Consider the following 12,822-nt stretch of genomic DNA (forward strand, 5'->3'; position numbering starts at 1 on the left):
AGGAGCTAATCATGGTAGAAAAGGATTCCCGACTTCCTCTTTATTATCAATTAATGGATATTTTATTAGAAAAAATTGAATCAGGCGAACTAGCTGAAAACGATCAGCTACCATCTGAACGAGAATTATGTGATACGTATCAAGTTAGCCGAACAACGGTAAGGCAGACGATGCAAGAACTTGAAAAACAAGGCTATATTTATAAAGTTCATGGCAAGGGGACATACGTTTCAGAAAGAACGTATAACCAAAGTCTTGTAAAATTTTATAGTTTTACAGAAGAAATGAAAAAAGCAGGGAAAATCCCAACCACTACAGTCGTTTCTTTTGAAAAAATAAATTGTGACAGTAAAGTAGCAAAGGTCATGGATCTATCGGTAGAAGAAGAGGTATTTAAGATTGTTCGGTTAAGACTTGCAGATCAAGAACCGATGTTATATGAAACCTCTTATGTACCTGTAAAGGATTTTAAAAATCTTTCAAGTGAAGAATTGCAACATACACCAATGTATGAAATCTTCAGAACTCAATATAATGTGAATATTTCTAGAGCTTTAGAAAGTTTTATGGCTGTTAGTGCAAATAAAGTGGAGTCAGAAATGCTAAACATTATCGAAGGTGCACCATGTCTAATGCTTAAACGAGTAACTTATGATCAGAGCAAAGTAATTGAGTATACAATTTCTATTGCAAGAGGGGATAAATTTACTTATACAGTAGAGTTGAAGTAGACACTTCAGACTGGCCATCACCGCTGCTTGCAATCAGTCTGAAAACCAGCTTTTAATGGATTTTTCTACACACTAAAAATAGATACAGAAGTATCTATTTAACCTAACTGGTAATGATGACACTAACAGTTAAAATAGGAGGAAGTAAATATGGAGCTATTAAAATCGAGTGAATATGAAAGAATGAATGTTGGCGCGAGCCATACAGCAAAAGAAATAGCCCAGCAACCTAGATTATGGAACGAAACGAAGGATATTCTTTTATTTAGTAGAGACCAAATTCTTACATTTTTAAATAGCATTGAAAACAAACACAATCAGTTACGAATTATTTTAACTGGTGCAGGTACCTCTGCATTTGTTGGTGACACAGTCCTTCCTTATCTAAAACAAATCGTTAACAACAAAAAAATTGTAGTAGAGAGTATTGCTACGACAAATATTGTGTCAAATCCATATTCTTATTTAAGCAAGGACATTCCAACTATCATGATTTCATTTGCTCGTTCAGGAAATAGTCCAGAGAGTTTGGCTGCTATTCAATTAGGAGAACAAGTGATAGATGATTTTTATGGAATCGTTTTTACATGTAACCAAGATGGACTACTGGCTCAAAAGAAGAAAAATGATCATAATCATATGGTCATCTATATGCCAGAAGAAGCAAACGACCAAGGATTTGCAATGACGAGTAGTTTTACGACGATGCTTTTCTCAGCTTTACTGCTTTTCAATATTGATCAGATTCATACGTGGGAGAAGAAAGTTGATGAACTTATGCATGCTGGTCAATCAATTATTAGCAGTAGCGAGCAAAGTATTAAACAGCTGGCGAATTCATCTTTTCAAAAAGTCGTTTATTTAGGCTCAGGAGTTTTTGAAGGATTGGCAAGAGAAGCATCTTTAAAATTGTTGGAGTTAACAGGCGGGACAATTCCGTCTACTTTTGATACTTCATTAGGTTTTAGACATGGCCCTAAGTCCATTTTAGATAAGGATACTGTTGTATTTGTATTTTTATCTTGTAACCCTTATACAAGACAGTACGATCTCGACATTTTAGAAGAGATTTACAAAGAAACCAATCGAGGAAAAGTAGTAGCAATTTCATCTTTAAAGGATCAGGTTGCCAAAGAATATAGTGATCTTTTCTATCATGTGGATCTTCCTAAAATTAGTGAAGATATTTTTCTAACTTTCCCTTTTATCTTATACGCACAAACCTTTGCCATGTATAAATCTATTAATCTCGGCTTTTCTCCAGATAACCCTTCCCCATTAGGAGTTGTTAACAGAGTTGTTAAAGGAGTTACGATTCACCCTTTTACTAATGAGATGAAGAATGGAGGAGATTTATTTTGATTACTTCAAGAAGTACGATTCTTTTAGAGGCACAATCTAAAGGCTACGCAGTTCCGGCATTTAATATTCATAACTTAGAAACAATGAAAACAGTTTTAGAAACAGCTCAAGAGCTACGTTCACCGGTCTTGATCGCAGCTACTCCAAGTACAGTAAGTTATATGGGAGAAGAGTTTCTAATTAGTATGATGGAGGCCGCAAAAAAAAGATATGATATTCCAATTTGTTTTCATTTAGATCACCATGAAAAAATTAATGATATAAAAGCTTTAATTGATAGTGGAATTCACTCAGTCATGATTGATGCTTCTCATCATGACTTTGAAGAAAATATTCGAATCGTTCGTGAAGTAGTTGATTATGCTTCTTCATTTGGAGTTGCTGTGGAGGCGGAGCTTGGCCGACTAAGCGGGGTAGAAGATGATCTTGAAGTGGATGAAAAGGATCAAATTTATACAAATCCGGCACAAGCGAAAGAGTTTGTTTCAAGAACAGGAATCGACTCGTTAGCTGTTGCCATTGGAACAGCTCATGGTCTTTATAAAGGAGAACCAAAATTAGATATTGAACGATTAAGTGCAATCCAAAGAGAAGTTGATATTCCACTAGTTCTTCATGGAGCTTCGGGCTTACCTGATGAATTAGTACAACAGACGATAAAAAACGGCATATGTAAAGTAAATATTGCTACTGAATTAAAAATAGCTTTTGCTAATGGATTGCGTGGTTATTTGAATGAACATCCAGATGCCAATGACCCTAGATATTATTTTAAAGATGCAGTAAGAGAAATGAAGTTAGTCGTTGCTGATAAGATTAAAATGTGCGGTAGTATGAATCGGGGTTAGAAAAATGATTGCTACAATTACATTAAACCCAGCTATTGATATTCGGTACAATCTTCCCGTCTTACACTTAGATGACGTTAATCGTGTTACAGCTGTAGATAAAACAGCTGGTGGAAAAGGACTTAACGTTTCACGTGTATTATCTCAGCTGGGAGTTAAAGTTACTTGTACCGGATTTTTAGGTGGAAAAAGTGGCGAGTGGATAGCTGGTCAGCTCCAAAATTACAATTTAATTAATCATTTTGTAGAAATAAGAGGAGAGACGAGATTTTGTTTAGCAATTGAATCTAAAGAAGGTCATACAGAAATTCTTGAACAAGGACCTGAGATATCGGAGAATGAAAGAGAAGAATTTTTGAAAAATTTCGATACCATTCTAGAATCAAATAACTATATTGTAGGTTCTGGCAGCTTGCCTTATGGAATCGGTTCTGATTTTTATAGAGACCTAATAGAAAAAACAAAACAAAAAGGGAAATATTTTCTTTTAGATTCAAGTGGAGAATCTCTAGCCCAAGGTGTAAAGGGAAAGCCCTTTTTAATTAAGCCGAACAGAGAAGAGTTTTGCAAGTTAATCGGGTTAAACCAATTATCAATAGAAGATATGATTTTGCACGCTAGGGAAATATGCCAAAAGGGTACCCAATACGTTTTACTTTCTTTAGGAAAAGAAGGTGCTATTTTAATTAGCGAGAACGTCACACTGCAGGCAATCATTCCAATTTTGACAGATGTGCACCAAGTTGGATCAGGAGATAGCATGCTTGCAGGCTTTGTCTTTGCTCATTCGAAAGGCTATTCAATTGAAGATATTTTAAAGTGGTCATGTGCCTGCGGGATATCTAATGCTGCCTCAGAGCGGACTGGATCAGTTGAATTAACAAAAGTTCAACATTACTTTAATCTCATTAAGGTGAAGGAGTTAACAGGGGGCGATTATGGTGGAAAATATAGTTTGTTTTGATATCGGGGGTACATTTATCAAATTTGGACTAATAAATCGTGATGGGCATTTAGTATACAAAGATAAGGTACCAACACCTAAAAGTAATATACAAAAGCTGCTTCCTGAACTTTTAGCTGAGAAAATAAAAAAGCTCCAAAATGATTTTTTAATAGCAGGAATCGGAATCTCCTCGTGTGGTCTTGTAAATCATGAAACAGGCGAAATTTTATTTTCCAACAATATACCAGACTATTCAGGAATGAAGCTTGGAGAAATACTTTTCAATTTATTTAAATTACCCGTTAGTGTAGAAAATGATGTGAAAAGTGCTTGCATCGGTGAAATGTGGAAAGGCGCAATTCAAGGAAAGAAAGATGTAGTTTTTCTAACATTAGGAACAGGTATTGGAAGCACCATTATCATAGATGGGAAGATTGTAAGCGGATCTCGTTATTTAGCTGGTGAACTAGGTCATACCGTTATCATTAATAACGGACGTTCTTGCGGTTGTGGACGGAGAGGATGCTTTGAAAGATATGCTTCTACCTCAGCTTTAGTAAGTGATTTTATTGATGAAAAGAACAAGAATAGTGAAGTTATAAAGAAAATCTCTGGAGAAGAAATCTTGGCTCTAGTAGAAGAAGGAGATTCAATTGCTACTGCCGTATATAAAAGTTTTATCAATTATATAAGCATAGGTCTCTCAAATATAGTTCATCTCCTGAACCCTGAGGCAATTATTATTGGAGGAGGAATTGCTGAGCAGGGAGACCGATTTATACAAGACATCAACTCTGAAATTAAAAAGGAAACCATGCCGATTTATCATCAAGAAACTCTCGTATTTCCTTCGATTCTTGGGAATGATGCCGGGCTGTATGGAGCATGTTATTTAACTTTAAAAAAATTAAACTACTTACACGTATAAGATTCAAGCAAACAGGCAGCATCCTATTTTGGTGTTGCCTATTGTCCTTTAGGAAAAAGTATTCCTGCAAACAATAGAGGAGGAAGTGTTATGAAAGCAATTAAGGTAGAAAAAGTTTATACACCCGATAAAGTAATTGAAGCTGGCTATATTCTGATTAACAACGGAAAAATAAATGGCGTAACAACGAATAAACCTACCTGTGAAATTTTAGATTATTCTAGTTTTGTAGCCATTCCGGGCATGATTGATTTACATATTCATGGAATTGCTGGAAATGACACGATGGATGGTAGTATTCATTCATTACAAGAAATGTCTATGTCACTTGCACGCCATGGAGTTACGGGGTTTCTACCAACTACACTGACTCATGATTTCGAAAAAATTAAAAAAGCTGTAATGATCGTAAGTGAAGCGATGGGACAGACAGAAGGAGCGGAAATCATTGGATCGTATGTAGAAGGCCCATATATTACAACTGAGCATCGTGGTGCTCATCCGGTCAATTATATTCGTGAACTAAATATTGATGAATTAATTGAGCTCGTAAAAATTTCTAATAATACGGTTAAAGTGATCACAATAGCTCCAGAAAAAGAGCTAGCAGAGGAAGCTATTAAATTGATAACAGATAAAGGAATTCACGTGTCTATGGGTCATACAAATGCTGACTATGATACAACGAATAAAGCAATTGAACATGGTGCAAAAATTTCTGTTCACACTTTTAACGGCATGAGGGGATTTAATCATCGTGATCCTGGGTGTCTTGGTGCCGTTCTAACAAATGATCAGTGTTATTGTGAATGTATAGCAGATTTACAGCATGTACACCCGGGAGCAATTAAGCTTTTATACAAAGCAAAAGGAACAGAACAGATAATTTTAATAAGTGATTCAATGGCAGCTGCTGATTTACCAGATGGATCCTATACGCTTGGTACATTAGATGTTAAAGTGGAAAATAAAATTGCTCGAACAGTAGAAACAGGCTCATTAGCTGGAAGCACGACTAATTTAATGGAATGTTTAAAAAATGTGAAAGATATTTTAGGGGTGCCTTTAGAATCTATTTTACCGATGGTCAGTCTTAACCAAGCAAAATTACTTAATATTGATCATGAAGTTGGAAGTATAGAGTGTGGGAAAAAAGCAAATATCGTCTTAATTGATCGTAAGTTTAATGTTCAAGCTACTATTGTGAATGGAGAATTTGTATTTAGGAAAGATCATAAATAGTATGAGGTATTTTAATAAAGAAGTAAATTTTGAAAAAAGGTAATTAATTGTAGTATGTACAGAAGAAATTAATAAATAATAAGGATGACCTTACTATAAGTGATTAAATGATCATTTTTGGGTAGGTCTTTTTGCTTTTTGAATGTACGAAAATTAGTAATTGAGATGAAATAAGGATGATTTTAAACGAGGACTATTGCCTAAAAGATAAAAACGTGGTAGATTAATACAGTATATATATTACAAATTATATAGAGGACATATTTTCCCTACTTTAATTTTACTATACAAATCCTCTTGAGTCAACCCCCATTTTTATCTTTTAAAGGAGTGCATGAAATGAACAACGAACTTCAAAAAGAACAAGTAAGAGTAAATACTGTATTAGATCTAATTACGGACAAAATTAGTAAATTAACAGACGAAACAGCCCAACGTAGAAACGAAGTAATCAATGTTCGTAAAAACTTTTGGGATGAGGTTAAAGTTAATACAGATAGCTTTGATGACTATTTAGAGACGGTTATTAGTTTAAGACAACAATCTCAACTTTTGGCGATCGGCCAAATTAATCATAAGCAATCTTCAAACCGATTATCAGCACTTCATCGAATGAAAGAGGTTCCTTATTTTGGTCGCATTAACTTTACAGAAGAAGGTTTGTCTGAAACGGAGCGTATTTATATTGGTGTTTCAACACTAATGGATGAAACTGGAGAGAATATTTTGGTTTATGATTGGAGGGCCCCAGTTTCAAGTGTTTACTATGATTATCCACCAGGTCCTGCAGAGTATGATACACCTGGGGGGAAAGTGAATGGCGTATTAGACCAAAAATGGCAATACATTATACGAAACGGTGTAATTGAATCAATGTTCGATACAAGTCTTACTATAGGTGATGAGATATTGCAGCATGTGCTAGGCAAAGGTACAAATAAGCACATGAGAAGCATAGTAGCCAGCATTCAAAAAGAACAAAATCAGATTATTCGTTATGACAAAGGTAGATTACTGATTGTTCAAGGGGCGGCTGGTAGCGGAAAGACATCTGCAGCTTTACAAAGGATTGCATATTTGCTCTACAAATATAGAAACTGGATAAAAGCAGATCAAATTATCTTATTTTCACCTAACGCAATGTTTAATAACTACGTATCGAGAGTTTTACCCGAATTAGGCGAAGAAAATATGCAACAAGTTACATTCCAAGAATATTTAGTTCATAGACTAAGTGATGCGTTCCAAGTTGAGGATAATTATGAGCAATTAGAATATGTGCTAACTGCAATAGATGATCCTACCTATAAGACTAGGACTTCAAGTATACGCTTTAAAGCTTCAACTCGTTTCTTTGAGACGATTAAGGCATACAGACAATCACTGGAGTTATCCGGAATGGTCTTTAGGGGATTTAAATTTAGGGGCAAACCAGTCGTTACAGCTAAACAAATATATGAAAGATTTTATAGCACAGACACTTCTTTAAAATTTAACAACCGATTAGAGAAGTTGACGGAATGGTTAAACAAACAAATCAATGAAATGGAAAAGCAAGAGCTGAAAAAAACATGGGTACAGGATGAAATCGAGTTACTAAGTAAAGATGATTATCAAAAAGCATATAAGTACTTACAGAAAAAACAAGCTAAAGAGGATTCATTCGATGATTACGAACAAGAAACTAAGGTATTAGGTCGAATGGTCGTACGTAAAAAACTAAAGCCATTACGCGAGTGGGTTCGTGGATTGCGTTTCATTGACATAAAGGGTGTCTATAAACAGTTATTTTCCAATCCAACTCAAATTGAACAATGGATTGAAGGGGATACTCCTGAGAATTGGGAGGACATCTGTCAGTTAACTTTAAATATGTTAGATGAAGGCAAATTGTTTTACGAGGATGCTACACCGTATTTACTTTTAAAAGAGTTGGTTCAAGGATTCCAATCAAATGTTACGATTAAATTTGTACTTGTAGATGAAGCTCAAGATTATTCTCCTTTCCAATTTGAATTTTTGAAGAGATTGTTTCCTTCTGCAAAGATGACCGTTTTAGGTGACTTTAATCAGGCTATCTTTGCGCATGCCAGTGAAATGGGAGATTTTAATGTCCTTAAAGGTTTATATGGGCCAAATGAAACAAAAGTAATCAATCTGACTCGTAGTTACAGATCAACAAAACCAATTGTAGAGTTCACACGTAGACTCATTCCTGGTGGCAATTTAATTACACCTTTTGAACGAGTTGGGGATAAGCCCGTGTTAACACAGTTATCTAACCGAGAAGATTTGCACAGCCATATTGCATCTAAGATCGAAGACTTAAAGAAAAGTGAATTTAATACAATTGCTGTCATTTGTAAATCTGCTGAAGAAAGCTCAGAGGCATATGAAGCATTAAAAGATGTAGAAGGAATCAAACATGTAAAGAGAAACTCAGTTGAATATGAACAAGGTGTAGTCATTATTCCTGCATATTTGGCAAAAGGAATTGAATTCGATGCAGTGATTATTTATGATGCATCAGCTCAAGTTTATGGAGATGAGCACCTCCGAAGACTATTTTATACTGCATGTACACGAGCAATGCATCAGTTACATCTATATAGTTTAGGTGAAGTGACTCCTTTTTTACATGATATAGATTCAGAGTTCTTACTACTAAATCAGACTATAGTACATGACTAAATTTAAACTTCCCTTAATTTAGATAAGGGAAGTTTTTTTATTGGACATTGTATCCCTTAGGTTGTAACTATTCGTAAAGAAAATTTTTATTTAAAGTTCATACTTAATTCATAATTAGTCGATATATTCATTTTGTAATAAGGCGTAAAGGAGGAAGTAAATTGGAATATTTAAATAAAAAAATAATTACCCCAAATAATGGAGATTTGGCCGTAGAAGCGAGTGGTTTAGTTAAAATATTTGGTGAAAATCGTGCGGTTGATGGAGTAGATTTAAACGTTCGTGCTGGAAGTATTTACGGTGTACTTGGTCCAAATGGTGCAGGGAAAACAACCACAATTCGAATGCTGGCTACGCTACTTAGACAAGACGCAGGTACTGCACGCATATTCGGGCATGATGTTTTAAAAGAGGCTCAAATTGTGCGTCAATTAATTGGAGTTACTGGTCAATATGCCTCAGTAGATGAGTCACTAAGTGCTACAGAGAATCTTATTATCTTCTCAAGATTACTAGGTCTAGGTAGAGCGGAATCGCGAAAGAAAGCAGCTGATTTATTAGAGGAATTTGGCTTAACGGAAGCAGCAAAACGCCCATTGAAAAACTTCTCAGGTGGAATGCGTCGTAGATTAGATTTAGCAGCAAGTTTAATTGCACAGCCACCACTTATCTTCTTAGATGAGCCGACAACTGGTTTAGACCCTCGTACAAGAAATCAAATGTGGGATACTATTCGTCGTTTAGTAAAAGAAGGTTCTACAGTTTTATTAACAACACAATATCTTCAAGAGGCGGATGAACTAGCAGATCGAATCGCAGTAATAGATCGTGGTCATGTAGTTGCGGAAGGTACTGTTGATGAATTGAAAGCTTCAGTTGGTAGTTCATCATTACAATTAAAAATTCAAGATATAAAAGATGTTCAAAAGGCGCGTCAAACAGTAGAACGAGTGCTAAAAGTAAAATCCAATATTACATTAGTAGAAGGAAAAATTACTGCATCTATGGCGGATGCTGACCGAGTAACCGACCTACTAATCGCCTTACGTGATGAAGGTATCCATTTAACTGAAATGAGTGTGCAAAAGCCGACACTTGATGAAGTATTCCTTACGATTACTGGTAACAGTGTAGATGATGATGGATCAAAGGAGTCAGGTAAAACAAAAGAAATGGAGGGAGTAAGGGTATGAGCACTTCAATAAAACCAGCTGCTTATCGTGAATTAAAAAATAAAACCAGCTTTAGTCAATCAGTAAAAAATTCTTTTACGATGGCTTATCGTGGTCTATTAAAAATAAAACGTACACCAGAACAATTATTTGATGTTACATTACAACCTATTATTTTTACACTTATGTTTACTTATATCTTTGGTGGAGCAATCTCTGGGGATGTTAAGAGTTATTTGCCGGTAATCATACCAGGAATCTTAGTACAGACTGTCATTACTACTTCGATTGTTACAGGTGTACAATTGCGTGAAGATATGGATAAAGGTGTATTCGATCGATTCAAATCGCTACCGATTGCACGTATTGCACCACTGGCAGGAGCTTTATTGGCGGATACGATACGTTATACAATCGCTACTGTCCTTACTTTCACGATGGGGTATATAATGGGATATCGCCCTGAAGGTGGCTTAGGCTATGTCGTTTTAGCTGGACTACTTGTAATTGTATGTTCATGGGCGATTAGCTGGATTTTTGCCTTTTTTGGAGTAATTGCACGTACAGCGTCAAGTGTACAAGGGATTTCTATGCTAGCACTATTTCCATTAACATTCCTTTCAAATGCCTTTGTACCAGTCGATACAATGCCAAATTGGCTTCAATGGTTTGTAAAAATAAACCCAATCTCTCATCTGATCACTGCTGTAAGGAATCTAACGAACACAGGAACTGCAGGTTCAGATTTAATCATTTCGCTTATTGGAGCTGCTGTAATTGTAGCAATTTTTGCACCACTAACTGTAAAAGCTTATATGCGTAGAACATAATAGAAGGTGTTCCATTAGTTTTTTTCTAATGGAGCACCTTTTCTTTGCATTTTCTACTTGAAAATATTGAATAGCATGTGTAACATAATCAAGGTACAAATATATAAATAACTCATATAATCATGGGGATATGGCCCATAAGTTTCTACCGGACGACCAATATAATCGACCGACTATGAGTGAAAGCACATCTAGGGTTCCGCATTATTGTATAAGTAAAATGGCTGGTCCGAGCGATGTGGGCACTACACGTGCTACACCATTAGGGATAAAAACCCAGAAGGACAGGTTTCACTTGAGAGAAACATACTCAAGTGGAACCTGTCCTTTTTTGTATTTACTAACTGTATGCCAATCAATATAGATAAATTAAAGCAATGACAAGGGAGAGAATCAGATTGTTAACTAAACAAAAAGCATTTACATTAGGTTTTCAACACGTCATGGCTATGTATGCAGGTGCAGTTGTTGTGCCTCTTATAATAGGTGGCGCGCTTAAACTTACGCCAACTCAGATCGCTTATCTAATAGCAGCAGATTTATTTACTTGCGGTATCGCAACAATCCTGCAAAGCATGGGGACTAAATACATTGGTAGCAGATTGCCAGTCGTTTTAGGATGTACTTTTACGGCGGTAGGTCCGATTATTGCAATTGCATCCTCTTCAAACTTACCGACAGCTTATGGTGCAATCATTATTTCTGGGATCTTTGTTGTATTAGCTGCTCCTTTTTATGGCAAGTTATTAAAATTTTTCCCTACAATTGTAACAGGGTCGGTCGTAACGATCATTGGACTTTCTCTAATTCCAGTAGCTATGAATAATGCAGCAGGTGGACAAGGGAGTCCAGACTTCGGTCAAATACACAATTTATTACTAGCACTTCTTACACTTATCGTAATTTTAGTCATTAACAGATGGGCTAAAGGGTTTTTACGAACAATTTCCGTACTTGTTGGTTTGGTTGTAGGAACAATTGCCGGCTATGCAATGGGAATCGTTCACTTTTCAAGCGTATCGGAAGCATCGTGGTTTAGTATCGCTCAACCATTCTATTTCGGAGCACCAAAAATCAGTATTACAGCTATTATCACGATGATTATCGTTTGTATCGTTAGTATGGTTGAATCAACTGGAGTCTATTTCGCAGTAGGAAAAGCGACCAACCAAAAGGTAAAACAGGATCAAATCGTAAATGGGTTGCGTTCAGAAGGTCTTGCAATTATGCTTGGTGGTATTTTTAATGCATTTCCGTACACAGCATTTTCACAAAATGTTGGTTTAATCTCACTTACAAAAGTTAAATCTAGGGAAGTTATTTATGCTGCTGGAAGTATCATGGTTGTTCTTGGATTACTACCTAAACTTGCAGCTTTAACGACCGTTATTCCAAATGCCGTTCTTGGAGGCGCAATGATTGTTATGTTCGGATCTGTTGCAGCTGCCGGAATATCAATTCTTTCAGAAGTCGATTTAGGTAAAGGTGAAAACCTATTAATCGCGGCTTGTAGTATAGCAGTAGGGTTAGGTTCAGCAACCCTTCCACAAATGTTCGACCAACTACCTGACTTTTTAAAAATGTTAATGCAAAATGGAATTGTGACGGGTTCATTAACTGCAATTATTTTAAATTTATTCTTAACAAAACAAAATGTGGCAGTGGAAGTAAAAGTTACGAAAAAAATATCATAAATGAACAAAAGAGACCCTTATCTAATTGTAGGGGTCTTTTTACACGCTGTTGAAAAACAACTTTGTCAATTAAATTACCAAATTTTCGTAAAAGGAGTAGGTGATGTTGATTTCCATTACAGGATGCTCGCTTTCCATGTGACGGGATTCTTTAGCCTCCTCGGCAAGCCTGCGGGGTCTTTAGCCTTCCCGCTAATCCCATAGGAGTCGAGCACCCCTCCATTCCAATCAACTTTTTCATCAAAAAAAGTATACAATAAATCCTAATCAAATAGCCTTTACTTAGAGTAATCTAGCAGTTTTTATTAATCAGTTTGTAGTTCATTTAATATCGAACATTAAACTAAATTAGTCAAATGAATTTGTTTTTCTAAGAAT

Annotated in this window: 10 protein-coding genes and 1 riboswitch; all 10 genes read left to right on the forward strand. The window is 35.8% G+C overall.

Features of this window, described 5'->3' with window-relative positions; all coding sequences use genetic code 11:
• Window positions 1-11: 11 nt before the first annotated feature.
• The 10 genes from BM319_RS23640 (at window position 12) to BM319_RS23685 (ending at window position 12,444) form a co-directional block, all read left to right on the forward strand.
• Window positions 12-731: a GntR family transcriptional regulator gene (locus BM319_RS23640; protein ID WP_025568632.1), complete on the forward strand. Its 720-nt coding sequence runs from the start codon at window positions 12-14 to the stop codon at window positions 729-731.
• 150 nt (window positions 732-881) lie between these two features.
• Window positions 882-2,093 carry an SIS domain-containing protein gene (locus BM319_RS23645; RefSeq protein ID WP_091024929.1) on the forward strand — a complete coding sequence of 404 codons (1,212 nt, stop codon included), beginning with the start codon at window positions 882-884 and terminating at the stop codon, window positions 2,091-2,093.
• Window positions 2,090-2,941 (forward strand): tagatose-bisphosphate aldolase subunit GatY, encoded by an 852-nt coding sequence (locus tag BM319_RS23650; protein WP_025568629.1) that lies wholly within the window; start codon window positions 2,090-2,092, stop codon window positions 2,939-2,941. Before BM319_RS23645 ends, BM319_RS23650 begins: the two co-directional genes overlap by 4 nt.
• Window positions 2,942-2,945: 4 nt before the next feature.
• Window positions 2,946-3,905: a 1-phosphofructokinase gene (gene pfkB / locus BM319_RS23655; protein WP_091024931.1), complete on the forward strand. Its 960-nt coding sequence runs from the start codon at window positions 2,946-2,948 to the stop codon at window positions 3,903-3,905.
• Window positions 3,883-4,815: an ROK family protein gene (locus BM319_RS23660; protein ID WP_175495673.1), complete on the forward strand. Its 933-nt coding sequence runs from the start codon at window positions 3,883-3,885 to the stop codon at window positions 4,813-4,815. Before pfkB ends, BM319_RS23660 begins: the two co-directional genes overlap by 23 nt.
• 90 nt (window positions 4,816-4,905) lie before the next feature.
• Window positions 4,906-6,057, forward strand: coding sequence for an N-acetylglucosamine-6-phosphate deacetylase (gene nagA / locus BM319_RS23665; protein ID WP_091024935.1), 1,152 nt, complete (start codon window positions 4,906-4,908; stop codon window positions 6,055-6,057).
• Window positions 6,058-6,396: 339 nt separating this feature from the next.
• Complete coding sequence (gene helD, locus BM319_RS23670; RefSeq protein ID WP_091024937.1) at window positions 6,397-8,748, forward strand: RNA polymerase recycling motor HelD; 2,352 nt, start codon at window positions 6,397-6,399, stop codon at window positions 8,746-8,748.
• Between the two features lie 161 nt (window positions 8,749-8,909).
• A complete protein-coding gene (locus BM319_RS23675; RefSeq protein ID WP_091024939.1) occupies window positions 8,910-9,941 on the forward strand; it encodes an ATP-binding cassette domain-containing protein in 1,032 nt (343 codons plus the stop codon).
• Window positions 9,938-10,750, forward strand: coding sequence for an ABC transporter permease (locus BM319_RS23680; RefSeq protein WP_091024940.1), 813 nt, complete (start codon window positions 9,938-9,940; stop codon window positions 10,748-10,750). Before BM319_RS23675 ends, BM319_RS23680 begins: the two co-directional genes overlap by 4 nt.
• A gap of 92 nt (window positions 10,751-10,842) precedes the next feature.
• Window positions 10,843-10,946: riboswitch (purine riboswitch) on the forward strand.
• A 202-nt stretch (window positions 10,947-11,148) separates the two neighbouring features.
• Window positions 11,149-12,444: a nucleobase:cation symporter-2 family protein gene (locus BM319_RS23685; protein ID WP_091024942.1), complete on the forward strand. Its 1,296-nt coding sequence runs from the start codon at window positions 11,149-11,151 to the stop codon at window positions 12,442-12,444.
• Window positions 12,445-12,822 lie beyond the last annotated feature (378 nt).

It is taken from the genome of Bacillus sp. UNCCL81 (assembly GCF_900112535.1).
Lineage (GTDB): Bacteria > Bacillota > Bacilli > Bacillales > Bacillaceae_G > Gottfriedia > Gottfriedia luciferensis_B.